The organism is Pseudomonas sp. NPDC089407 (assembly GCF_044900445.1).
In the GTDB taxonomy this organism is placed as follows: domain Bacteria; phylum Pseudomonadota; class Gammaproteobacteria; order Pseudomonadales; family Pseudomonadaceae; genus Aquipseudomonas.
In genome coordinates, this window is sequence record NZ_JBJDNB010000056.1 from 1 (window position 1) to 22,593 (window position 22,593).

At 61.3% G+C, this 22,593-nt stretch carries 19 protein-coding genes; 9 read left to right on the plus strand and 10 right to left on the minus strand.

Features of this window, described 5'->3' with window-relative positions; all coding sequences use genetic code 11:
* Positions 1 to 469 precede the first annotated feature (469 nt).
* The 8 genes from ACI2KG_RS28240 (at position 470) to ACI2KG_RS28275 (ending at position 11,214) form a co-directional block, all read left to right on the plus strand.
* Positions 470 to 2,113, plus strand: coding sequence for an acetolactate synthase large subunit (locus ACI2KG_RS28240; protein ID WP_404664151.1), 1,644 nt, complete (start codon positions 470 to 472; stop codon positions 2,111 to 2,113).
* A gap of 895 nt (positions 2,114 to 3,008) precedes the next feature.
* Positions 3,009 to 4,130 (plus strand): nitrilase-related carbon-nitrogen hydrolase, encoded by a 1,122-nt coding sequence (locus ACI2KG_RS28245; protein WP_404664152.1) that lies wholly within the window; start codon positions 3,009 to 3,011, stop codon positions 4,128 to 4,130.
* Positions 4,127 to 5,116, plus strand: coding sequence for an asparaginase (locus ACI2KG_RS28250; RefSeq protein WP_404664153.1), 990 nt, complete (start codon positions 4,127 to 4,129; stop codon positions 5,114 to 5,116). The genes ACI2KG_RS28245 and ACI2KG_RS28250 overlap by 4 nt, the downstream gene beginning before the upstream one ends.
* A 93-nt stretch (positions 5,117 to 5,209) precedes the next feature.
* The gene (locus tag ACI2KG_RS28255) at positions 5,210 to 5,761 is read left to right on the plus strand and encodes a UPF0149 family protein (RefSeq protein WP_404664154.1); all 552 of its coding nucleotides are present in this window, start codon (positions 5,210 to 5,212) and stop codon (positions 5,759 to 5,761) included.
* Between the two features lie 231 nt (positions 5,762 to 5,992).
* Positions 5,993 to 6,622 carry a glutathione S-transferase family protein gene (locus tag ACI2KG_RS28260; protein ID WP_404664155.1) on the plus strand — a complete coding sequence of 210 codons (630 nt, stop codon included), beginning with the start codon at positions 5,993 to 5,995 and terminating at the stop codon, positions 6,620 to 6,622.
* A 27-nt stretch (positions 6,623 to 6,649) separates the two neighbouring features.
* The gene (locus ACI2KG_RS28265; RefSeq protein WP_404664156.1) at positions 6,650 to 8,686 is read left to right on the plus strand and encodes a pyridoxamine 5'-phosphate oxidase family protein; all 2,037 of its coding nucleotides are present in this window, start codon (positions 6,650 to 6,652) and stop codon (positions 8,684 to 8,686) included.
* 178 nt (positions 8,687 to 8,864) lie between these two features.
* On the plus strand, positions 8,865 to 9,761 hold the full coding sequence (locus tag ACI2KG_RS28270; RefSeq protein ID WP_404664157.1) for a LysR family transcriptional regulator: 897 nt from the start codon (positions 8,865 to 8,867) through the stop codon (positions 9,759 to 9,761).
* Between the two features lie 157 nt (positions 9,762 to 9,918).
* Positions 9,919 to 11,214 (plus strand): MFS transporter, encoded by a 1,296-nt coding sequence (locus ACI2KG_RS28275; protein ID WP_404664158.1) that lies wholly within the window; start codon positions 9,919 to 9,921, stop codon positions 11,212 to 11,214.
* Between the two features lie 149 nt (positions 11,215 to 11,363).
* On the opposite strand, the gene ACI2KG_RS28280 is transcribed toward ACI2KG_RS28275, so the two are convergent.
* From ACI2KG_RS28280 to ACI2KG_RS28315, 8 genes are all read right to left on the minus strand, one after another.
* Positions 11,364 to 12,233 (minus strand): aldose 1-epimerase, encoded by an 870-nt coding sequence (locus ACI2KG_RS28280; protein WP_404664159.1) that lies wholly within the window; start codon positions 12,231 to 12,233, stop codon positions 11,364 to 11,366.
* Positions 12,234 to 12,254: 21 nt separating this feature from the next.
* A complete protein-coding gene (locus ACI2KG_RS28285; protein WP_404664160.1) occupies positions 12,255 to 13,178 on the minus strand; it encodes an EamA family transporter in 924 nt (307 codons plus the stop codon).
* A gap of 179 nt (positions 13,179 to 13,357) precedes the next feature.
* Positions 13,358 to 14,638 carry a TRAP transporter large permease gene (locus ACI2KG_RS28290; RefSeq protein WP_404664161.1) on the minus strand — a complete coding sequence of 427 codons (1,281 nt, stop codon included), beginning with the start codon at positions 14,636 to 14,638 and terminating at the stop codon, positions 13,358 to 13,360.
* Positions 14,639 to 15,166, minus strand: coding sequence for a TRAP transporter small permease (locus ACI2KG_RS28295; RefSeq protein ID WP_400613289.1), 528 nt, complete (start codon positions 15,164 to 15,166; stop codon positions 14,639 to 14,641).
* Between the two features lie 66 nt (positions 15,167 to 15,232).
* Positions 15,233 to 16,204, minus strand: a complete 972-nt coding sequence (locus ACI2KG_RS28300; protein ID WP_404664162.1) for a TRAP transporter substrate-binding protein — start codon at positions 16,202 to 16,204, stop codon at positions 15,233 to 15,235.
* Positions 16,205 to 16,274: 70 nt separating this feature from the next.
* Complete coding sequence (locus tag ACI2KG_RS28305; protein WP_404664163.1) at positions 16,275 to 17,156, minus strand: SMP-30/gluconolactonase/LRE family protein; 882 nt, start codon at positions 17,154 to 17,156, stop codon at positions 16,275 to 16,277.
* Positions 17,157 to 17,181: 25 nt separating this feature from the next.
* Positions 17,182 to 17,988, minus strand: coding sequence for an NAD-dependent epimerase/dehydratase family protein (locus tag ACI2KG_RS28310; RefSeq protein WP_404664164.1), 807 nt, complete (start codon positions 17,986 to 17,988; stop codon positions 17,182 to 17,184).
* Between the two features lie 233 nt (positions 17,989 to 18,221).
* Positions 18,222 to 19,460, minus strand: coding sequence for an OprD family porin (locus ACI2KG_RS28315; RefSeq protein WP_404664165.1), 1,239 nt, complete (start codon positions 19,458 to 19,460; stop codon positions 18,222 to 18,224).
* A gap of 1,083 nt (positions 19,461 to 20,543) precedes the next feature.
* Here ACI2KG_RS28315 and ACI2KG_RS28320 point away from each other — a divergent pair.
* The gene (locus tag ACI2KG_RS28320; protein WP_404664167.1) at positions 20,544 to 20,783 is read left to right on the plus strand and encodes a type II toxin-antitoxin system RelB/DinJ family antitoxin; all 240 of its coding nucleotides are present in this window, start codon (positions 20,544 to 20,546) and stop codon (positions 20,781 to 20,783) included.
* Between the two features lie 451 nt (positions 20,784 to 21,234).
* Here ACI2KG_RS28320 and ACI2KG_RS28325 read toward each other — a convergent pair whose 3' ends face one another.
* Together ACI2KG_RS28325 and ACI2KG_RS28330 are read right to left on the minus strand one after the other, a co-directional pair.
* A complete protein-coding gene (locus tag ACI2KG_RS28325; protein WP_404664166.1) occupies positions 21,235 to 21,852 on the minus strand; it encodes a hypothetical protein in 618 nt (205 codons plus the stop codon).
* Positions 21,853 to 21,917: 65 nt separating this feature from the next.
* A partial coding sequence (locus ACI2KG_RS28330; RefSeq protein ID WP_400635305.1) for a ribonucleotide-diphosphate reductase subunit beta occupies positions 21,918 to 22,593 on the minus strand: 676 nt, incomplete at its 5' end.

The following is a 22,593-nucleotide window of genomic DNA, read 5'->3' on the forward strand; positions in this document are numbered from 1 at the left end:
CAGCAGTGAAACGATGCATCGCCGATGGTAGTGTGGGGTTTCCCCATGTGAGAGTAGGTCATCGTCAAGATTCATTTCGCAAAACCCCTATCTGCACATGCAGGTAGGGGTTTTGTCTTTGTGGGCCCTCAAAAAGTCCCTGCCTCACGCGGTCCCCTGTAGGAGCGGCCTTGCGTCGCGATCGGCCGCGCAGCGGCCGCCAAACCTGCATCCCCGATCTCCCAGATAAACCGCGGCGCCTGCCTTACGGCCGCTGCGCGCCCGATCGCGACACAAGGCCGCTCCTACACGGATTGCGAAGCGCTCCGGCTGCGACAATATTCCCATCACATGAACGTGACTTTCCCGCACTCACCCTACGTCAAGACTTTGGTTCGGGGCATTCCTGCCCCCGTGCCAAGCGATGCCAGCGTACCGTGCTGCGCATTTCTGGACTTCCACCGTCCCATCACTTGAGGTAGCAAGCAAGATGGCCAAGGCCGCCGATGTCGTTGTGCAATGCCTGGAAAACGAAGGTGTCGAATATGTGTTCGGCATTCCCGGTGAAGAAAACCTCGACCTGCTCGAATCCCTGCGCAAGTCGAAGATCAAGCTGGTACTGACCCGTCACGAGCAGTCTGCAGGTTTCATGGCTGCCACCTACGGTCGCCTGACCGGCAAGACCGGCGTCAGCCTGTCGACCCTCGGCCCCGGCGCGACCAACCTGGTAACCGCCAGCGCCTACGCCTACCTGGGCGGCATGCCGATGATGATGATCACCGGGCAGAAGCCGATCAAGAAGTCCAAGCAGGGCCGCTTCCAGATCATTGACGTGTGCGGCATGATGGACCCCATCACCAAGTACACCCACCAGTTCGCCTCGGCCGACAATATCCCGGCCCGTATGCGCGAAGCGTTCCGCCTGGCTGAAGAAGAAAAGCCGGGTGCCGTTCACCTGGAACTGCCGGAAGACATCGCCGCCGAGCAGACCGACGCGCTGCCGATCCCGCGCAGCTTGCACCGTCGCCCGCTGGCTGAGCACGTGGCCATTGAAGCTGCTGTTGAGAAGCTGCTGGCCGCCCGTAACCCGATCCTGGTGATCGGCGCCGGTGCCAACCGCAAGATGACCGCCAAGGTCCTCAAGCAGCTGATCGACAAGACCGGTATCCCGTTCATCACCACCCAGATGGGTAAAGGTGTGGTCGACGAGCGCCACCCGCGCTTCCTGGGCAACGCTGCGCTGTCGTCCGGTGACTTCGTACACCGCGCTGTCGAAGCGGCCGACCTGATCGTCAACATCGGCCACGACGTAATCGAGAAGCCACCCTTTTTCATGGTCCGTGGCGGCACCGAAGTCATCCACATCAACTTCCGCTCTGCCGAAGTCGACGCAGTTTACTTCCCACAGGTTGAAGTAATCGGCGACATCGCCAACGCCGTGTGGCAGATCGGCGAAGCCCTGACCGATACTTCGCACTGGGACTTCACTCGCCTGATGGCCATCCGTGAAGCCAACGAAGCGCAGATCGCTGAAGGCGCCGACGACAACCGCTTCCCGGTCTACCCGCAGCGCCTGGTGGCCGACATCCGTCGCGTACTGCCGTCCGAAGGCATCGTTGCCCTGGACAATGGCATCTACAAGATCTGGTTTGCCCGTAACTACAAGGCGCACAAACCGAACACCGTGCTGCTGGACAACGCCCTGGCGACCATGGGCGCTGGCCTGCCATCGGCCATGGCGGCGCACCTGGTGCACCCGGACCGCCCGGTAATTTCGGTGTGCGGTGACGGCGGCTTCATGATGAACAGCCAGGAGCTGGAAACTGCAGTCCGTTTGGGCATGCACATCACCGTGGTGATCCTGCGTGACGACGGCTACGGCATGATCCGCTGGAAGCAGGCTAACATGGGCTTCACCGATTTCGGCCTGGACTACGGCAACCCGGACTTTGTCAAATACGCCGAAGCCTACGGTGCCAACGGCCACCGCGTGGAAAGCGCCGAAGGCCTGCTGCCGCTGCTGGAGCACTGCATCAAGACCCCGGGCGTGCACGTGATCGACTGCCCGGTCGATTACAGCGAAAACGACCGCATCCTCAACAGCGAGCTGCGCGAGCGCGCGCTGGCGGTGTAAACCCTGAGGCCCGGCGCCAACCGCAATGGCTGGCGCCGATTCCCCTGCGGGAGCGGGCGAGCCCGCGAACACCGGCGCAGCCGGTGCCATGCACCGCGTTGGATTCTTCGCGGGCGCGCCCGCTCCCACAGGTACTGTGCTGGCGTCAGGTTGACGCAATCCCTGTAGGAGATCACCCAGCCCTTCCGGGCTGCGCTGTCTCGCAGAGAACAATGTCCATTGTGGGAGCGGGCTTGTCCCGCGAAGAAGGCAACCCGGTGTCTGGCACCGGCTTTGCCGGTGTTCGCGGGACAAGCCCGCTCCCACAAGTTTCGCTAAATCAAAAAGTTAGAGTTTGTTCTATGAGAGCGGCTTCAGCCGCGAACACCGGCAAAAGCCGGTGCCATCCATCGCGTTACCCGATCAGGGGGCAAGCTCGACATCCTTGATATCAGCAACCGGGTCGAGAATCGCCGGGTCGACGCTCCCAGCCGCTGTTGACTGGTCACCTTGGCGCGTAGCGGCGTGCCAGTTTCTGCTGCGCTGCAGCAATGTGGCTGAACCTATATCGCCCTATATCGATACCCGAAACATTCGCATACAGCGTTGGATGACGGATCGTAACGCACTCGGCTGCGCATATCGGGCAGGTACCTACTACGATGCCGTCAGCCTGATGAAGTACAACCGCGAGTGTGGGTGCCAGTTCGGGCTTGTATCTGGCTGGGGTTCACGCTGGACCACTACCCGCATTATCAAATTGGGAAATAGCGGGACCTGTTCGTTCTGGAGCGAATTTTCCTACTGCATCAGATCTCTTGTCCTTTGGCTCCATAGGAACTGCCCGACTGTCACACCCAAGCCCAACCCCGTTTTACTGGCGCCCTTCGATGACAACCATAAAAAGGAAGTCGCCATGTCTGATAACCGTACCCCCGTCAGCCCCGTACGCATCGCCGTCATCCAGTACGACCCTCAAGTAGGGCTCAAGCACTGCGACGGCAACTTAAGCAGAGGTCTGGTACTGGCCGAGCGGGCCGTGCGTGATGGCGCCAACCTGATCGTGCTGCCCGAACTGGCCAACACCGGCTACACCTTCCAATCCCGTGCCGAGGCCTATGCTCACGCCGAAACGCTGGAGGAAGGGCGCAGCCTGCAAGCCTGGACGGACTTCGCCGTGGAGCACCAGGTTTACCTGGCCGCGGGCTTCGCTGAACGTGAAGGGTTGAAGCTTGTGTGGGGCTGGACATTGGCCGCTGGCAGCTGGCAACCGACCTTCGTCGCTTTTGTCTCGCTGCCGGCAGCCTTTGTGCTGCTGTTTGGTGGGGGTTGGCAGGTGACGATTAGCGGTGCACTGCTGGGTGCATTGCTGGTTACGCCCGCAAGCCTGATTGTGGTGAATTACCTGTGCTATCCACTGCAGCTGCCAGCGGTGGTCGGCAATGTGAGCGGCATGGCGCTGGCGAGTATTTTGGCGTTCATACTGTGCAAGCTTTTTTCTTCATGGGGGCGGCCGAGCGAAAGGTCTAGCGTAGCCGAACCGGTTGCGGTGCCGCCCGATTATGGCGTGATCTGGACCTTACGACGCGTGCTGGCCGATTTCAGCGAAGCACCTTTCTTTGGCAATGAGCTGGCAAGCCTCGGCCTGCTGCTGGGCGCGTTGTTGGCTTATCAGTTGGCCCCTGAGGAACCTGCTTACGGTTCGTTACTGTTGATGCCAATGATCGCCGGGCAGTTCTTGGCGTCTCTGGTCGGTGTGGTGTTCTGGCGACAGCAATGGCGGGCGCGCAGCTGGTACCCCACCTACATTCCGATTGTCTCGATCGTTCCGGCCACTGTGCTTGCCCATGGTGGCAACTGGCAAGTGGTTGTGACCAGTGCGGTACTGGGCGCGCTGGTTGCTCCCCCGCTGGCGGCGGCGATTTCCCAGCGCTTGCCGGGCTACATGCATGGCTATATTGGCAATGTGATGTCGATGGCCATCTGCACGCTGGCTATCGTGCCACTGGTCGGTGTGCTTGCCGGGGGTGGCCTATGAAAAGGCAGGGAGCGATGCCGAGGTTGGCGATCGCCAGCCTGGGGGGCACGGTCAGTATGCAAGCGGGGTCTGGTCTATCAGCTGTGCGGCCAGAGCTTGGCTGTAATGAGCAGTTGGCCAAGGTGCCGCAGTTGCGTGAAATGGCCAGCCTTGAGGTTGCCACGCTGGGGATGCTAGCCAGTGCCTCGCTGGGATTCGCGGCGCTGCTCGACGTGCTCGCCTGGGCTCGAGGTGAAGTAGAGCGGGGGGCGCAGGCGGTGATCCTGACGCAAGGTACGGATACCCTGGAAGAAACCGCCTACTTCCTTGATTTGCTCTGGCCGTTCGATGAGCCATTGGTGATGACGGGGGCCATGCGCGCGGCCAGTCATCCGGGTAGCGACGGCCCGGCCAACTTGCTGGCTGCGGCGCAGGTTGCACTGGCGCACAGCAGCCGGGGGCGTGGTGTACTGGTGGTGATGAATGATCTGGTCCACCGTGCAGCAAGTGTTCGCAAGGCTGCCAGCCTGGCGCTGGCCGCGTTCGAATCACCCGGTTGCGGCCCCCTGGGGCATATTGTGGAGGGTGTTGTGGTGTACAGGCTGCCGCCTGGCCGCAAAGAAGTATTGCCATTACCCCACCACATCGAGCATCGCGTTGCATTGCTGGAAGCGTGCCTGGACGCCGACACGGCATTGTTGCAGGGCGTGGCTGCTCAGGGCTATCAGGGGCTGGTCGTCGCAGGCTTTGGTGCGGGCCACGTTTCCGCAGCGTGGTCGACCGTGCTGGGCCAGCTTGTCCCCGTCTTGCCGGTGATTGTTGCCACCCGAACAGGCAGTGGCCCAACGGCCTCGGCCTCCTACGACTTTGCGGGTGGCGAGATCGATCTGCAAGCCAAAGGGTTGCACATGGCGGGGCGATTATGCCCGCGCAAATGTCGCATTCTGTTGTGGCTATTGATTGGAACTGGCAGGCAGCATTTGCTGAACAAATGGTTACCTTGGTGAGTAATCTGCCCGCGTCGCTGTATGCGCGGGCAGCCCATCGTGAATTGCATGTGCTAGGGTGCACACACTTTTGCCTCACCAGGATCCCCACCCATGCTCCCCGCTCTCAGCGAAAAAGAACTCGACCGCCTCGAAGACCTGCTTATCACCTACGGCAATGACTATTCGGTGCTCAACCTGGCCGAGCTCAATGGCTTTTTCACTGCACTGGCCAGTTCGCCGTCCACTGTCACCCCGGAGCACTGGTTGCCCACAGTGGCTGGCGGCAAGGTACCGAAGTTCAAGAAGCCAGCGCATGAAGAGGCCTACGTGGCGCTGATGCTGCGTTATGCCAGCCAGGTGAAAGAGGCGTTGGACGACAACGTTGACCAGTTCGAGCCGCTGTTCGAGGAAAGCGAAGGCGAGCAGGGCACCGTGATCGTCATGGAAGAGTGGTGCTTCGGCTACATGCGCGGTACCCAGGTTGCCGCTTGGAGCGAATTGCCAGCAGAGCAGGACCTACTGCTCAAGGCCATTTCGCTGCACGGGCTGGAGGATAACTTCGAGTTGCTGGACCAGATGAGTGAAGAGGATATCCAGGCCTGCGTGCCGCAGGTGATCGAGGCTGCGCGTGGGTTGTTCCGGTATTTCAAACACATGCATTGATCAGGTATTTGCTTGAGGCTGGCGGCCTCTTCGCGGGCACGCCCGCTCCCACAGGGATGGCGCAGTATTCGAAGCTGGCGCGGTACCTGCGGGAGCGGACATCCCCCTGAACGTGCGATTATTGCTCCAGGCGAAATTATGGTTTCCCCGCTGCACGCATTCTGCTGTCCGCCGAACCAGTGCAGCATGTGCTCCATCAGCCCACCCCGGTGCTGACCAGGAGCCAAGCCCATGTCGAACCCGATCAAGCTCTACAACTTCCCCAAGTCTGGCCATGCCCACCGCATTGAGCTGATGCTCTCGCTGCTGAACCTGCCCACCGAGCTGGTGTTTGTCGACTTGGCCAAAGGCGCGCATAAGCAGCCTGACTTCCTTGCCCTCAACCCGTTCGGCCAGGTCCCGGTCATCGACGACAACGGCACGGTGATTGCCGACTCCAACGCCATCCTCGTCTACCTGGTGAAAAAGTACGATAACGGCAACTGGCTGCCTGAAGAACCCGCCGCCGCCGCCCGCGTGCAACGCTGGCTCTCGGTTGCCGCCGGCCCGCTGGCATTCGGCCCCGCCGCCGCGCGCCTGGTCACGGTGTTTGGTGCTTCGTTCAACACCGACGAAGTGATTGCCCGCGCCCACACCCTGCTCAAAGTGATCGACGCCGAACTGGCCAAGACGCCATTCCTGGCAGGCAGCACGCCCACCATCGCCGACATCGCCAACTACTCATACATCGCCCACGCACCAGAGGGCAACGTGTCGCTGGAGCCCTATGCCAACGTGCGCAGCTGGCTGGCGCGAATCGAGGCACTGCCGGGCTTCGTAGCCATGCCACGCACCGTGATCGGGCTGCAGACCAGCGCCTGATACCCCGCCACCGCGAGGAACGCCACTATGCAACAGTCCCCGGACCATCGCCCCTCGCCCTGGCATGCGGGCGAGAAAAGCTTGCAGGAAAAGGCCGGTGTAGCAGAGCGCATGGAGGCGTTCGGGCAGAAGGTCATTCGTGACTACATGCCCGACCAGCACCGCATTTTTTATCATCAGTTGCCATTCATGGTGGCCGCCAGCGTAGATAGCCAAGGCCGGCCTTGGGCGACGTTGCTGGAAGGGCCGGAAGGGTTTGTGAGTTCGCCGAACCCTCGGCAACTGATGATCGATACCACGCTGGCTGCAGACGACCCCGCCACCCCGGGGCTGGCCGCCAGGCAGGCGGTCGGCCTGCTGGGTATCGAGCTGCACACTCGACGGCGCAACCGTATCAACGGGCAGATCCAGCAGACAGCACAAGGCCAGTTGCAGGTAACCGTGGAGCAATCGTTCGGCAACTGCCCGCAATACATTCAGCTGCGTGACTACACCCGTGTCGCTGAGCCCAGCCAGACACGTGTCGATGTAACAACACTCGATGCCATGGCCATCAGCATGATCGAGGCCGCCGATACTTTCTTTGTCGCCAGCTATGTCGAACATGACAACGGTCAGCGCTCGGTGGACGTTTCCCACCGAGGTGGACGGCCCGGGTTCGTCAAGGTCGAAGGCAATCGACTGACCATTCCCGACTATGCTGGCAACCTGCACTTCAACACCCTGGGCAACCTGTTGGTCAACCCGCAGGCAGGCTTGCTGTTCATCGACTTCAGCAACGGCAATGTGCTGCAACTTTACGGGCGTGCCGAGGTGCTGCTGGACAGCCCGGCCATTCAGGCCTTCGAAGGCGCTGAACGGCTATGGACCCTGCAGGTTGAGCAGGTGGTGTGGCGCCCGGCTGCGGTTTCCCTGCGCTGGGCCTTCAAGGCGTACGCGCCGACCAGCCTTAGCACCGGTACCTGGGCCGAGGCCGAGGTGCGCTTGCAGCAGCGCCTGCAACAGCGGCAATGGCAGGCTTGGCGCGTGCTGCGGGTGGAGCAGGAAAGCCGTGATATCCGCTCGTTCTATCTCGAACCACCCGCAGGTAGCCGCGTGGCCTTTTTGCCAGGCCAGCACCTTCCCGTGCAGGTGCCGCGTGATGGCGAAGCAGCGCTGATCCGCACCTACAGCTTGTCCAGTGCACCCGCCGATGGCTACCTGCGCATCAGCGTCAAAGCGCAGGGGCCGGCTTCGAGGTATCTGCATGAGTGCGTTGTGGCCGGTGATGTGTTGAGTGTACGGCCGCCCATGGGCAGCTTTACGCTTGATCAGCAAAACGCGCGGCCGCTGGTGTTGATCGGCGCAGGCGTTGGCATTACGCCGCTGCTGGCCATGCTGCGCGAGCAGGTGAGCACGGGGCCGGCGCGACGCATTCATTTGTTTCATGGCGCGCGCAGCCTGGCCGACCTGCCGTTCCAGCAGGAACTGGCGAGCTTGCGGCAAAAGGCCGGCGATCTGCTGCAGGTTCACCGGGCCCTGAGTCAGCCAGAAGAGCAAGCGCTGGTCGGTCGTGATTATGAGTTTGCCGGCCGGCTGGGCATTGAACAGGTCAAGGCAACGCTGGCGCTGGACGACTACGATTTCTACCTGTGCGGGCCGGGTAGCTTTACCCAGGAACTGTATGAAGGGCTGCGCGCGGTACATGTGCCGGATGCGCGGATTCACGCCGAGGCGTTTGGCCCGTCGACCCTGCGGCGGCACACCGATACTGACCAGCCGATTCTGCAACAGCCGCCCGCTGCCGATGAACCCGTGCCGGTGTATTTTTCCGCATCTGCCAAGGAAGCGCGTTGGGCACCCGGTAGCGGCACGCTGCTGGAACTGGCCGAGGCGTGCGGGCTGGCGCCGGAGTTCAGTTGCCGGGGCGGCTCGTGTGGTACCTGCAAGACTCGGCTGGTGAGCGGCCAGGTGCATTACCCCAATCCACCGGCAGAGATGCCGGAGGCGGGGTCGGTGCTGATCTGCTGTGCTGTTCCGGCGAAGGTGGAAGAGGGAGGGCAGGCGTTGGTGCTGGATGCCTGAGTTACCTGTGCTGGCCTCATCGCCGGCAAGCCAGCTCCCACAGGAATCCCGCAGCCTTCATAGCCTGTGTAATACCTGTGGGAGCTGGCTTGCCGGCGATGAGGCCTGTACAGGCAACACAAAACCTTCAGATGAAACATAATCCCGACACCTCATAGCCCCCAGGACAGGAGCCCGCATGGACCAGATCCACCTGATGAAGGTGTTCGTCGCTGTCGGCGAACTGGAAAGCTTCGCCGCCGCCGCGCGCCGCCTGGACATCTCCCCGGCCGCCGTCACCCGCGCCGTCAGCGCCCTGGAAGACCAGCTCGGGGTCAAGCTGCTGCTGCGCACCACCCGCAGCGTGCGCCTGACCGAGGCAGGTGGCCGCTACCTGGAAGACACCCGGCATATCCTCGCCAGTATTCACGAAGCCAACGAAGCCGCCGCCGGTATCAACGCCACCCCCAAGGGCGAGCTGGCGGTGACCGCGCCGATCCTGTTCGGCAAGAAGTTCGTCATGCCGTGCATCGTCCGCTACCTGCAGCACTACCCGGAAGTCGATGTCAGCGCCTACTTCCTTGACCGCGTGGTGAACATGGTCGAGGAGGGCATGGATGTGGCCGTGCGAATTGGCCCGTTGCCCGATTCCGGGTTGAAGGCGCTGCGCGTGGGCAGGGTGCGGCGCATGCTGTGTGCCTCGCCCGAGTACCTGGCGCGCCATGGCGTGCCCAAGCACCCGTCGGACCTGGCTGACCACGCAGTGATCGGTACCACCAACCTGTCGCCGCGTGCCGGCTGGCGCTTCGGGGTCACCGATGAGCCGACCCTGGTGCGCATTAAACCGCGGCTGACGGTAACCAGCAACGATGGGGCAATCGCAGCCGCCAGCGGCGGGCTGGGGATCGCCCGGTTGCTGTCGTACCAAGTGGCAGATGAGTTGGCCAGCGGGCAGTTGCAGGTAATCCTGGCCGACTATGAAGAGGCGCCTTGGCCGATCCATGTATTGCACCGCGAGAGCAAATACGGCTCAGCCAAGGTTAGGGCTTTTATTGACATGCTGGCGCAGACACTTCGTGCTCAGCAGCTCGATTGAGGTCGTACAACAAAGGCAAAAACATCCTGAAATAATAAATGTTGTACGATGACCTATGTCGTGGCACTCTTTCGCCTGAAACAATTTGTCGCAAATGGCCTCTGCCGGCCTTTGCGCCAATCACCCGCATCTCTAAAAACAAAAATTCAGGTGAACCATGAAGATGAAAGGCATCCGTTGGTGGATGGTCAGCCTTGTCACGGCTGGGCTCGTCGTCAACTACCTCGCCCGCAACACGCTCTCGGTGGCTGCCCCCACCCTGATGACCGACCTTTCCATCAGTACCGAGCAATACGCCAAGATCGTCGCCGCCTGGCAGATCTGTTACGCCCTCATGCAGCCGGTTGCCGGCTGGTTCATCGACTTCATCGGCACCAAGCTGGGCTTTGCCGTGTTCGCCATGGCCTGGTCGCTGGCCTGTGCCGGCGCGGCCCTGGCCAGCGGCTGGCAGAGCATGGCGTTCATGCGCGGGCTGCTGGGCATGACCGAGGCCGCCGGCCTGCCGGCCGGGGTCAAAGCCACCACCGAGTGGTTCCCGGCCAAGGAGCGCTCGGTGGCGATCGGCTGGTTCAACATCGGCTCGTCGCTTGGCGCGTTGCTGGCGCCGCCGCTGGTGGTATGGGCGATCCTGCACAGTGGCTGGCAGTTGGCCTTCGTGATCGTTGGCGTTTCCGGCATCGTCTGGACCCTGCTGTGGATGCTGCTGTACAAACACCCACGCGACCAGAAGCGCCTCAGCGATGAAGAACGCGACTACATCCTCGCCGGGCAGGAAGCGCACTTCAAACAGGAGGCCCGCGAGAAGGGCGCGTGGAAACGCATTTTCAAAACCCGTAACTTCTACGCCATCGCTTCGGCGCGGATCCTCTCCGAGCCGGCCTGGCAAACCTTCAATGCCTGGATCCCGCTGTACCTGATGACCGAGCGCCATATGAACATCAAGGAAGTGGCGATGTTCGCCTGGTTACCATTCCTGGCGGCCGATATCGGCTGTGTGCTGGGCGGTTATCTCAGCCCGCTGTTCCACCGTTACTTCAAGGTGTCGCTGTTCACTTCGCGCAAGATGGTGCTGGTGTTCGGTGCCAGCTGCATGATCGGCCCGGCCTGCATCGGGTTGGTGGAAAGCCCGTACACGGCGATTTTGCTGCTGTGCATTGGTGGCTTTGCCCACCAGACGCTGTCGGGGGCGCTGTACTCGATTACCTCGGACTCGTTCAGCAAGGACCAGGTGGCGACGGCGACCGGTATGGGTGGCATGTGCGGCTACCTGGGGGCGGCGGCGTTTACCCTGGTGTTCGGGGTGCTGGTGACGCAGATTGGCTATAGCCCGCTGTTTGTGGTGCTGGCGGCGTTCGATATCGTCGCGGCGGTGCTGGTGTGGAAGGTGGCGCGTGAGGTGCGGGGGGATGTTTCTGCCAAGCCGATGGTGGGGGCTGGCGAGGCATTGGCGTAAGGGGTGAGAATTTGGGGCCGCTTTGCGGCCCATCGCGACGCAAGGCCGCTCCTACAGGGGACCGCGTGGCATGAGCTGGCGCGGTCCTTTGTAGGAGCGGCCTTGTGTCGCGATGGGCTGCAAAGCAGCCCCAGTAACAGGCAACTCGGTTACAACGCCCGATACTGCATCCTGAACCCAAGGCTCATCTCTTCCCCCCGCTGCAACAGCCTCAACCCCGGCCGCCCCGGCAGGTGATGCGCATTGACCGGGTGGCTAACCGGCTCAAAGCAGAAAAACCCTTGCCCCTGCGGGCAGAACAGCAAGAAGTGCTCGGCCCCGCTGGCGCTGCACGCCAACCGATACCCGGCCCCTGGCTGTTCGATCACACACTCGCCCGGCCAACCACTGAAGGCGTGATCAACCACCGTCTCTGGCAGGTTGCCCAATGTTTCAAACTTCCACTGCTCCGGCACCTCGGCCTGATACGACGGCAATCGGCCGGCCTCGGCCAGCCACACCTTGCGGGCGGCCGCATACAGCCTGGTATCGGGGAACCGCGGAAAGTAAGGGTGCAGCCCCAGCCCGTACCAGTTGGCCGATTCATCCAGGTGCGTTACATGCAGGTCCAGGTTCAGGCAGCCTTCCTGCAGGTGCACATCCAGCGTGGCCTGGTAGGCAAATGGCACAGCACTGGCCAGGGTCAACCGTGCGCGGCGTTCGCTGTGATGCTCCACTTGCCAGGCCTGCTGCCAGGCGCTGCCATGAATCGGGTAAGGGTCGTGCCCGGTGTTCGGCGCCAGTGCCTGCCAGCCCTCGGGCCGGGCAAAGCCGCCCTCGGCAATGCGATTGGACCATGGGGCCAGCGGGTAGCAAGCCAGGCGCCGCGGTGTGCCGCTGGCCAGGGCGTCGGCATCGGTGTGGCGCAGCAGCGCCTGCCCGGTCGCTTTCACCTGCCAGTTGACCAGGCTGGCGCCCAGCGCCGGGGCCAGGCTCAGGCGGGTCAAGCGGTCTTGCAGGTGCAGTTCGGTCACAGCCATTCAAGGCTCCTTTGAAAAGCGTCAGCCGGGGCGCCGGTAAGTGAGCAGCACGATGCCGCACACCACCACGGCACCGCCGAGTAGTTGCAGGCTACCCAGCTGCTGGTCGAGCAAGGCCCAACCCAGCAGCAAGGTCGCGATAGGTTCCACGTTCATCACCGGCGCGTTCTGTGCCATGTTCAGCCGCGGCACGCAGACGAACAGCAGGGTGAAGGCCAGGCCATACAGCACCACCAGGCTCGCCAGCGCCGCCCAGCCGCTGCTGCTGCCCGGCAGCGACAAGCCGGACGGCATGACGCCACTGTAGCCGGCTACCAGCATGCTGGAGAACACGATCAGCAGGGTCAGCAAGCTGCGCACAGGGCCGCGCACGGCTGCCAGCTTGTGGTCGGTGATCCACAAGGCGCAGGCAAAGGCACAGGCGGCGCCGAAGGCCAGGCTGACACCCAGTGCCCAGTGCGGGTTGGCGCCGCTGCTGTCGGCCAGGCGTGCCGGCACGTCCAGCGCCAGAACCAGGCCGCACAGGATCAGGCCCATGAACAACACGGTGCGGCCGGTGGGGCGTGCACCGCCCAGCGCCCAGGTCAGCAGTGCCAGCAGCATCGGGAAGGTGTTACCCACCAGCAGCGCCAGGGCCACCGGAATGCGCGCCACCGCCGAGTACAGGCACAGGCTCTGGGTGGCGATCAGCAGGCCAAGTAACAACTGCCAGCGACGTGTACCGGTGGGCAGGGCCAACGCCTGGCGTTGCCACAGCAGCAGGCCGGCCAGGACCAGGAACGTGATGCCCGAACGGCAGAGAATGGCCAGCAGTACGCCGGTGCCGTCATCGAAGGCGATGCGTGCGGCGATGTGATTACCGGCGAATGAGCAGGCCAGCAACGCCAGCAGGGCGATGGCCAATTTGCGTGGGAACAGAGGGATAGCAGAGGAGGGGACAGCCATGTGCAGGATCCGTTTGCAGGTAGATTTTCCAGCCGCTTCGCGGTCGTTGTAGGAGCGGCCTTGCGTCGCGATCGGGCCGCAAAGCGGCCCCAGCACTATCAGCATCAACGCCGAAGTCCTGGGGCCGCTTGGCGGCCCATCGCGACACAAGGCCGCTCCTACAGGGACCGCAAGTGCAGTTACAGCACCACGCTAGGCAACCACAGCGAGATGGCCGGAATGTAGGTCACCGCCATCAGCACTAGGAACAGCGCCAGGTAGAACGGCAGCAACGCCTTCACCGTCGACTCGATACTCACCTTGCCAATCGCCGAGCCGACGAACAACACCGCTCCCACCGGCGGGGTGATCAGCCCGATCCCCAGGTTCACCAGCATGATCATGCCAAAGTGCACCGGGTCCACGCCGATACCGGTAATCACCGGCAGCAGGATCGGGGTAAGGATCAGGATCAGCGGCGCCATGTCCATTACCGTGCCCAGCAGCAACAGCATGAAGTTGATGCACATCAGGATCACGTAGCGGTTATCCGACAGGGTCAGGAACGCCGTGGTGATCTTCGACGGGATCTGCATCAGCGTCATCACGTAGCCAAAGCTGGCGGCGAAGCCGATCAGGATCATCACGATCGAGATGGTGCGCACCGTGCGGTGCATCAGCTTGGGCAGGTCGCGCCACTTGTAGTCGCGGTAGACGAACATGGTCACGAAGAATGACCACACCACCGCCACGGCCGCCGATTCAGTTGCAGTGAACACCCCCGAAAGGATGCCGCCCAGGATGATGACCATGGCCATCAGGCCCCACAGCGCTTCACCGGCAATCTTCAGCGCCTGGCGCATCGGGATCACTTCGCCCTTGGGGTAGTTGCGCTTCTTGGCGAAGATCAGGCACAAGCCCATCATCACCGCGCTCAGCAGCAAGCCGGGCATCACCCCCGCCATGAACAACGAGGCAATCGATACCGTGCCGCCCGCCGCCAACGAATACAGCACCGAGTTGTGGCTGGGCGGGGTCAGCAGTGCCTGTACCGAGCCGCTGACGGTGACTGCGGTAGAGAACTCGCGCGGGTAACCCTTGCGCTCCATCTCCGGGATCAGCACCGAACCCACCGACGCGGTGTCGGCTACCGACGAGCCGGAAATCGCACCGAAGAACGTCGAGGCCATGATGTTGACCAGCGACAGCCCACCACGCACGAAGCCCACCAGCACCCCGGCAAATGCCACCAGCCGTCGTGACATCCCGCCTTCGGCCATGATCGCGCCGGCCAGCACGAAGAACGGAATGGCCAGCAGCGAAAACTTGTTAATCCCACTGGCCACCTGGATCATCATCGCCTGCAGCGGGATGTCGATCCACCAGGCGCCGACCAGCGCCGCCAGGCCCAGGGCGTAGGCCACCGGCATGCCCAGCAGAATGAGCACAATGAAGCTGCCCAACAGAATGAACGCATCCATTTATGCCGCTCCTTCGCTTTCTTCCAGCTGGTCGAAGCGCACCACCTTGCGGTGGCTCTGGTCGCCCAGCAGCAGTTTCTCCAACACGAACACCAGGGTCAGCACGCCACCGACCGGGATCGGCGCATAAGTCATGCCCACCCGCACACCTGGCAGAGAGGCCAGAAACTGGTTCCAGGTAGTGATGCACAGCTTGGTGCCGTAGTAGGTCATGAACACGCACACCAGAATCATCAATACCTGCACCAGCAGCGCCACCAGCCGGCGCTGCAGCGGCGGCAGGCGGTCGGTGATCATCGCCACCGCCATGTGCGCACCGGCGCGGTAGCTGGCGGCGGCGCCGACGAAGGTGAACACCACCATCAACAGAATCGCGACCGGTTCCGGCCAGCTGGCGCCGGTGCCGAGCACGTAGCGGGCGAAGATGCCCCAGGGGATGATCAGCGACATGGTCAGGATCGACAGGCCGGCGACCCAGATACAGGCGCGGTACAGCGTGTCGTTGGCACGCAGAAAGAGGTTTTTCATGGGCATCACCAAAGCGGCAGGGCGGCGGGCGCCGCACTGCCGAGGTCGTTCAGGAAAGGGCCGCGCTTACTGGACGGCGTCGATGCGCTTCATCAGGTCGGCGTACTGCGCGCCGTATTTCTCGCGCACCGATGCGGTGGCGTCGTAGAACGGCTTCTTGTCGACGGTGATGAACTCGACACCGGCGGCCTTGAGCTTCTCTTCGCTGGCAGCAGACTTGGCATCCCACAGCGCGCGCTCTTCCATCTGCGCTTCACGTGCGACTTTCTTCACCAGCACTTGCTGCTCGGGGGTGAGCTTGTCCCAGGTGGTCCTGGACATCACCACCGGCTCCGGCAGGATCAGGTGGCCGGTCAGGGTGTAGTACTTTGCGCTCTGGAAATGGTTGTGCTCAAGCAGGGTCGGCGGGTTGTTCTCGGCACCGTCGATTACCCCGGTCTGCAGGGCGCTGAAGATTTCCCCGGTGTCCATGGCGATGCCGTTGCCGCCCATGGCATTCATCATGTCGATGAACAGCGGGTTGCCCTGCACGCGAATCTTCATGCCCTTGAGGTCTTCCAGGCTGCGCACCGGCTTTTTGGTGTAGATGCTGCGCGAGCCGCCGTCCATCCAGGCCAGGGCCACCAGGTTGAAGTCGGAGTTGGTGATCTTGTCGAGGATCTCCTGGCCGATCTCGCCGTCGATGATCTTGCGCATGTGGTCATGGTCGCGGAACACGAACGGCATGTTGAACACGTTCACATCCGGCACCACCGGGCCGACGATCCCCAGGCTGACGCGGGTCATTTGCACGGCGCCGATCTGCGCCTGCTCGATCACTTCCTTCTCCGAGCCCAGCACACCGCCGGCGAACATCTTGAAGGTGATTTCGCCATTGCTGGCTTGTTCCAGCTTTTTGCCCATGTTCTGTTCGGCGACCACGGTCGGGTAGCCGGCAGGGTGGATTTCGGCGAACTTGATGTCCAGCGCCGAGGCGGGCATGGCCACGCTGAAGGCGAACGGGAGTACGGCAAGAAGCAGCTTGCGTTTGAACGTCATGATGAAACTCCGTGGTTTTTATTATCCGGTTTCGGGCGTGCAAAAAGTGTTGTGGTATTGGCAGTGGGGTTCAGCCCCGGTAGACAGGTTCCTCCAGGCCCTGGGTGCCAGGGTCGAGGGCAAATACCCCGCCTGCCAGTGGCTGGTCGCTGAGGTCGATGCCCGCGGGGCGGATCGAGGTGACATACAGGGTGTCGAGGTTGGCGCCGCCGAAGGCGCACATCGCCGGCTTTTTCACCGGCACGCTGAGCGAGCGGTCGAGGCGGCCGTCGGGGGTGAAACGGTGGACCTGCCCGGCGTCGTTGCCGCAGATCCAGTAGCAGCCGTCCTGATCGATGGCAGCGCCGTCGGGGCGGCCGGGGTAACCGCGCATGTCGACGAACAGCCGCTTGTTGTGCGGCGTGCCGCTGTCGGTGTCGTAGTCGAAGGCCCAGACCTTCTGCACGTTGGGGTGCGAGTCGGACAGGTACATGCGCTTGCCATCGGGGCTGAAGGCCAGGCCGTTGGGCACGATCATGCTGTCTTGCTGCAGGTGCAAACGGCCTTCGCCGTCATGCCGGTACAGCGCGCCGACATGGGCGCCTTGCTGCATGTCCAGCAGCATGGTGCCGGCCCAGAAGCGGCCTTGGCGGTCGCAGCGGCCATCGTTGAAGCGCATGCCGGGCTGGGCATGTTGCACGCTGCTGAGCAGTTGGCTGTGCAGGCTGCCGTCAGCCTTGGCCTGTATCTGGAAAATGCCGCTTTCCATACCCGCCACCCAGCCGTCGCCGCTACGGGCGATACAGGCAAGCATCTCGTCACCTTGCCAGACCTGGTGCGTGCCATCGGCCGCCTGCCAGCGGTGCAGCTGGCGTGCGGGAATGTCGACCCAGTACAGGGCCTGTTCGCTGGGGTGCCACACGGGGCTTTCGCCGGTGCCGTTGCGGGCGTCGGCGATCAGTTCGCAGTTCATGGCCTTGCCTCCCGGCGTGGTGGGGTCAGTTGAACGGGCCGGCCACGGCGAAGGCGCCGCCCTGATAGACCATGCTCGGGTCATCGGCGGCGGGCGCCGGCTGGGCTTCCACGGCGGCGCGGAAGGGTTCCGAGCTGTCCTTGGGTGCATAGCCGAGGTGCTCGGCATGGCGGTTGTCCCACCACACGGTGCGGTTGTCGGAGGCGCCGTAGACGATGGTGTGGCCAACGTCGGGGGTGAACAGCCCGCGCTCGATCAGTTGCACCAGGTCGTCATAGCTCAGCCAGGTGCAGAGCATGCGCGGGTTCTGTGGCTGCGGGAACGACGAGCCGATGCGGATGCTGACGGTCTCGATGCCGTAGCGGTCGAAGTAGAAGCTGGCGACATCCTCGCCGTAGCATTTGGACAGCCCGTAGTAGCTGTCGGGGCGACGCGGGGCGTGGGCGTCGATGCGCTCGTGCTGGCGGTAGAAGCCGATGGTGTGGTTGGAGCTGGCGAAGATGATGCGCTTCACCCCATGCTTGCGCGCCGCCTCGTAGACATGGAACACGCCGCAGATGTTGGGGCCGAGGATGTCTTCGAAGGCATGTTCGGTGGACACGCCGCCGAAGTGGATGATGGCGTCGACGCCTTCGACCAGGGCATGTACCGCAGCTTTGTCGGCCAGGTCGCAGGTGACGACCTCTTCATGCGGGCCAGCAGCAGGTGCCATGGGGCTGATGTCGGAAAGGCGCAGGACCTCGGCGTAGCCTTGCAGGCGTTCGCGAAGGACCTTGCCCAGGCCGCCTGCGGCTCCGGTGAGCAGCAGGCGATTGAGGGGGGTAGTGGTCATGGCCGGCTCTTGTTGTTAATTGTTGTAGGTTGTCGTATGACTTTGGTGATTATTGGCAGTGGTTCTGGTGGTTGTCAATGAGGCTTGTGTGGCTTTTGTTGGCCTCATCGCCGGCAAGCCAGCTCCCACAGGTACTGCACATGGCTTGGAATTATCGCGGTTGGTGTGGGAGCTGGCTTGCCGGCGATGGGCCGCAAAGCGGCCCCAATTTCAGGTCAAGCCAGTCTTCTTGGTTACAGCAACGACAACGGATAGTTAAAGATCAACCGGTTCTCATCAAACTCGTTGTTGCTGTAGTCCCGACGAATCGACGAATTGCGCCACTTCACACTCAAATCCTTGAACGCCCCGCTCTGAATCACATAGGCAAGCTCGGTTTCACGCACCCATTCCTTGCCATCAGTCACCACGCCACTGTGCACATCGCGCCCGCTGATATAGCGGTTCATCAAGGTCAGCCCCGGCACCCCGACGGTGACGAAGTTAAAGTCATGGCGCACCTGCCACGAGCGCTCGTTGGCGTTGTCGAAGCTGGAGTTGTAGCTGTCGTTGGCCAAGGTGCCGCCACTGGTGCCGTTCACCCGCATCCAGGTATCGCCATCAACCTTCTGCAGCCCGACCCAGAAGGTGCTGCCACCGTACTTGGCCGAGAACATCCCCGAGTAGGTCTTGTTGTCCAGCTCGCCGGCACGTTTGGAGCCGTCGTCATCGCCATGGAAGTAACCCAGGTTGGCGCCCAGGGTCCAGCCACCCACCGGTTGGCTGTGGCTCAGTTGCAGGTACTGCTGTTGGTACACATCCTTCAGCACCGCATTCCACAGCCCGACCAACGTACGGTCCTGGTTGAACTTGTACTCGCCACCGACAAAGTTGAAACGGTCCGACACCCCACCGCCGTAGCTCATGTCTTCCATGCTGGCGTCGTTGCGCGGGCTGTTGCCGCGGAACTGCCCGCCATACACCGTCAGCCCGGCAATCTCGTTGGAGGTCACCTGGCCGCCGCGGAACGTCTGTGGCAGCGAACGCCCGTCGTCCGAACGCAGAATTGGCAGCACCGGCATCCACTCGCCGATCTTCAGCTCGGTCTTGGAAATCCGCGCCTTGCCCGCCACCGCCAGGCGCCCGTAGTCATCCGCAGGCTTGCCATCGTCATGACGCGGCAGCAATGCCGTGCCGTAGGTACCGCCACCACCATCCAGCTTGACCGACCACAGCCCCAGCACATCCACACCGAAGCCGACCGGCCCTTCGGTGAACCCCGAACGGGCATCGAGGATGAAGCTTTGCGTCCATTCTTCGGCCTTGCTTTGCGGGTTGCTGGGGTTGGTGAAGTTGCGGTTGATGTAGAAGTTGCGCAGGCCGAGAGTGGCCTTGCTGTCCTCGACAAAACCCGCAGCCAGGCTGGTGCCCGGCAAGCCGGCGATAACCCCGGCGCCAAGCAGGGCGAAGGGCAGGGTGTGGCAGATTTTCATTATTGTTGTGCTCCCGAAGGGTATGGCAGCCCGTCCACCGGGCACGCGCAAGCGGCCTGCGGCAGGGGCGGGTAAGTAACGGGCCGGTCAGGGCCAGCGGTGAATGCGCGGTAACCGGGCGCTAGGTACTCGAGGGGGTACGCCAGCAGGCCGTGGGAAGAGGGGTGTGCAACAGACGTGGGTGTAGCGCGATGGGTGTCGACATGGGTTCGTCCACTGATTGTTGTTTTTGTTATGTGTTGTCGTACAACTCTTGGCGATTATTAGCAAGGGAGAGAGGGGCTGTCAACGCATAATGGCCTAATGATTACAGGTTACACACCCGTAGATTGATGTATAGCGGCTCTATCTCGTACTTTGTAAAGACATACGATGACATAGCAGGCATGCAAACCTGTGGGAGCGGGTTCATCGAGGCGTCGAACCGCCGCGAACACCGGCACAGCCGGTGCCATCCCCACCGACTGATTTACAGCAAAGCCGGACACATGATTTACAAATCAATTTGACCTAGCAGTGGACCCCGCCACTCGCCTGCGCTATCTTCAAATCAGGCCTCGCCCTCGACCACGTAGACTGGCATGTCCAGTCCCGGCATCCTCGTTGGTGCCGTACCCCCCTTGTCGGCGTGGGCGGGGCCCCTTTATTTACGGCGCGCCTGACCGTATGAGATCGAGCGCTCCCTGGACCTTCTGGGCGCCCACGCAAGGTAGGCCGAGGCGATAAGCCGAAGCAGTCTCCGGACCTGTTTTACCAACCTTCGATCAAAGCGCCCATTGCGCTTTTTCCGTTTCAGGCCCTGGCAGATTCCTGCCGGCAACTGCTACGCAAACCTCCCGAGACACGCGATCCCATGTAGGAGCGGCCTTGTGTCGCGATAGGGCCGCACAGCGGCCCCGGCGATGCCACAGGCGGTAAGATTGTTTGGGCCGCTCCGGAGCCCCAGCGAGGGCGCCCTCAAAGCGATTTGCGCCAACTGATCAACGGAAATTGAAACATTGATCACTTTCGGAAGGCACAACCACCCGTTCAGAATCCACCCGCGTGCTGCAATGACAAACGTCTTTACCCGAGGGCCAATCCATATCTTCCATCACCCTCCGCATAGACGACGATCTCATGGCCCGAGCCTACAAAGAGCTAGAGCGTCTAGGCATAACCCCCTCCGAACTCATCCACCAGGTCCTGCAATATGTCGCAGAGCAGGGCAAGCTGCCCTTTGAGCTAGCCCAGATAGCCGACGGGGACGAAGGCTTTATCGCGACGGTAAATGATCGGCTCACTTCCCCGCAGCGCATGAAAATGACGCTGGGTGACCTGTAGCCTCGACTTCTGTGGGAGCGGGCGCGCCCGCGAAGAATGCGACGCGGTATATGGCACCGGCTTATCTGGTATTCGCGGGTAACTCCGCATACCAGCCGGTCATACAAACTAGGGCCGCTTTGCGACCCATCGCCGGCAAGCCAGCTCCCACAGGTACAGCGTATGGCTTGAAATAGATGCGGTTGGGGAGAGCAACGGTCTTGCATGGTTCTTCTGGCCAGCACTGGCCCTTGTAGGAGCGGCCTTGCGTCGCGATGGGCGCGCAGCAGCCCCAGCAATTGTGCATCTGTGCGGAAACCCTGAGGCCGCTCCTACTATTCGTGCCGACGATGAACACTAAACCAATGTAGAGATCAAACTTAAGTGTCTAAGTGTCATCTCCTAAGAACATAACGCTCACTGCGTTTGGTTTCTCTGAGCTCCACCTTGAGAGTCCGGATTTACTTAGCTATTAATTGATCGGGGGTTCATAATCGTACGTTGACATAAGGCCTTCCTCAACGTTCTTATTAACGAATCTGTCTATTCTCAGGCTGAAAAGGACATTGTAGAAATCATCTTCGCTAATATCAATTTTGTTGTCTTTTGCTTTTTGAAATAAATTAGTTGCAGTAAGGCCAGGATTCGCCTCAATAAGCCGAAGAATTACAGGCCTTTGTATGTAGAATATGTTTCTACGATCTGTATCTACTTTTAGCATATCGATCATGGCCGCCATCTGTGAGTTTGGCCCGTCTGAGACTACTCTATATAGCTTATGAGAAGTTAGAGATATTAGTTTGTCTTTTTGAAGTTCAAGAAGTTGGATGCGTAAGTTCTCATCCTGAATGTCTTTCTTAGGTAGATTGAAGGCTTGTAATTGGGTTGCTTCCGTTATGTAGCGAGATTTAATTGTGTTAAAGTCAACAAGGTCGCGATCGGAGATGATTTTGTAGATGATGTTTTTTTGCCAGCGTGCTATCTCTTCACTATCTTGCTTATCTTTATGCTGGTAAAGCGCAAGGCCTAGGGTTAACGCTGTTGCAATAGACGAAATGGCAGCCAGGCAGTCTAGAATTTTCTTAGTCATGTTTCTGCAAATCTTTTATAGTGTTCAAAAAAAAGCTGCCTTTCGGCAGCTTTTTTAATTTCAAATCAGTCCCAGCTCAACGCCCCACCCGTCTGATACTCAATCACCCGCGTCTCAAAGAAGTTCTTCTCCTTCTTCAAGTCCATGATCTCGCTCATCCATGGGAACGGGTTGGTAGTCCCCGGGTACTCTTCCTTCAGGCCAATCTGGGTCAGGCGACGGTTGGCGATGAACTTGAGGTAGTCCTCCATCATCGCTGCGTTCATGCCCAATACCCCGCGTGGCATGGTGTCACGGGCGTATTCGATTTCCAGCTGGGTCCCTTGCAGGATCATCTGGGTCGCTTCTTCCTTCATCGCCGCGTCCCACAGGTGCGGGTTCTCGATCTTGATCTGGTTGATCACGTCGATACCGAAGTTCAGGTGCATCGACTCGTCACGCAGGATGTACTGGAACTGCTCGGCGACGCCGGTCATCTTGTTGCGGCGGCCCATCGACAGGATCTGGGTGAAGCCGCAGTAGAAGAAGATGCCTTCCAGTACGCAGTAGTAGGCGATCAGGTTGCGCAGCAGCTCTTTGTCGGTTTCGACAGTACCGGTGTTGAACTCCGGGTCAGAGATGGCGCGGGTGTACTTCAGGCCCCAGGCTGCCTTCTTCGCGACCGACGGGATCTCGTGGTACATGTTGAAGATCTCGCCTTCATCCATGCCCAGCGACTCGATGCAGTACTGGTAGGCGTGG

What these genes read in the sequence shown, in the direction of transcription:
- ACI2KG_RS28325 (WP_404664166.1), bottom strand. Translation starts at nt 21,852, where the DNA reads ATGACTAAGAAAATTCTAGACTGCCTGGCTGCCATTTCGTCTATTGCA.
- ACI2KG_RS28240 (WP_404664151.1), top strand. Translation starts at nt 470, where the DNA reads ATGGCCAAGGCCGCCGATGTCGTTGTGCAATGCCTGGAAAACGAAGGT.
- ACI2KG_RS28300 (WP_404664162.1), bottom strand. Translation starts at nt 16,204, where the DNA reads ATGACGTTCAAACGCAAGCTGCTTCTTGCCGTACTCCCGTTCGCCTTC.
- ACI2KG_RS28255 (WP_404664154.1), top strand. Translation starts at nt 5,210, where the DNA reads ATGCTCCCCGCTCTCAGCGAAAAAGAACTCGACCGCCTCGAAGACCTG.
- ACI2KG_RS28280 (WP_404664159.1), bottom strand. Translation starts at nt 12,233, where the DNA reads ATGGCTGTGACCGAACTGCACCTGCAAGACCGCTTGACCCGCCTGAGC.
- ACI2KG_RS28270 (WP_404664157.1), top strand. Translation starts at nt 8,865, where the DNA reads ATGGACCAGATCCACCTGATGAAGGTGTTCGTCGCTGTCGGCGAACTG.
- ACI2KG_RS28315 (WP_404664165.1), bottom strand. Translation starts at nt 19,460, where the DNA reads ATGAAAATCTGCCACACCCTGCCCTTCGCCCTGCTTGGCGCCGGGGTT.
- ACI2KG_RS28260 (WP_404664155.1), top strand. Translation starts at nt 5,993, where the DNA reads ATGTCGAACCCGATCAAGCTCTACAACTTCCCCAAGTCTGGCCATGCC.
- ACI2KG_RS28285 (WP_404664160.1), bottom strand. Translation starts at nt 13,178, where the DNA reads ATGGCTGTCCCCTCCTCTGCTATCCCTCTGTTCCCACGCAAATTGGCC.
- ACI2KG_RS28250 (WP_404664153.1), top strand. Translation starts at nt 4,127, where the DNA reads ATGAAAAGGCAGGGAGCGATGCCGAGGTTGGCGATCGCCAGCCTGGGG.
- ACI2KG_RS28275 (WP_404664158.1), top strand. Translation starts at nt 9,919, where the DNA reads ATGAAGATGAAAGGCATCCGTTGGTGGATGGTCAGCCTTGTCACGGCT.
- ACI2KG_RS28265 (WP_404664156.1), top strand. Translation starts at nt 6,650, where the DNA reads ATGCAACAGTCCCCGGACCATCGCCCCTCGCCCTGGCATGCGGGCGAG.
- ACI2KG_RS28305 (WP_404664163.1), bottom strand. Translation starts at nt 17,156, where the DNA reads ATGAACTGCGAACTGATCGCCGACGCCCGCAACGGCACCGGCGAAAGC.
- ACI2KG_RS28310 (WP_404664164.1), bottom strand. Translation starts at nt 17,988, where the DNA reads ATGACCACTACCCCCCTCAATCGCCTGCTGCTCACCGGAGCCGCAGGC.
- ACI2KG_RS28290 (WP_404664161.1), bottom strand. Translation starts at nt 14,638, where the DNA reads ATGGATGCGTTCATTCTGTTGGGCAGCTTCATTGTGCTCATTCTGCTG.
- ACI2KG_RS28295 (WP_400613289.1), bottom strand. Translation starts at nt 15,166, where the DNA reads ATGAAAAACCTCTTTCTGCGTGCCAACGACACGCTGTACCGCGCCTGT.
- ACI2KG_RS28245 (WP_404664152.1), top strand. Translation starts at nt 3,009, where the DNA reads ATGTCTGATAACCGTACCCCCGTCAGCCCCGTACGCATCGCCGTCATC.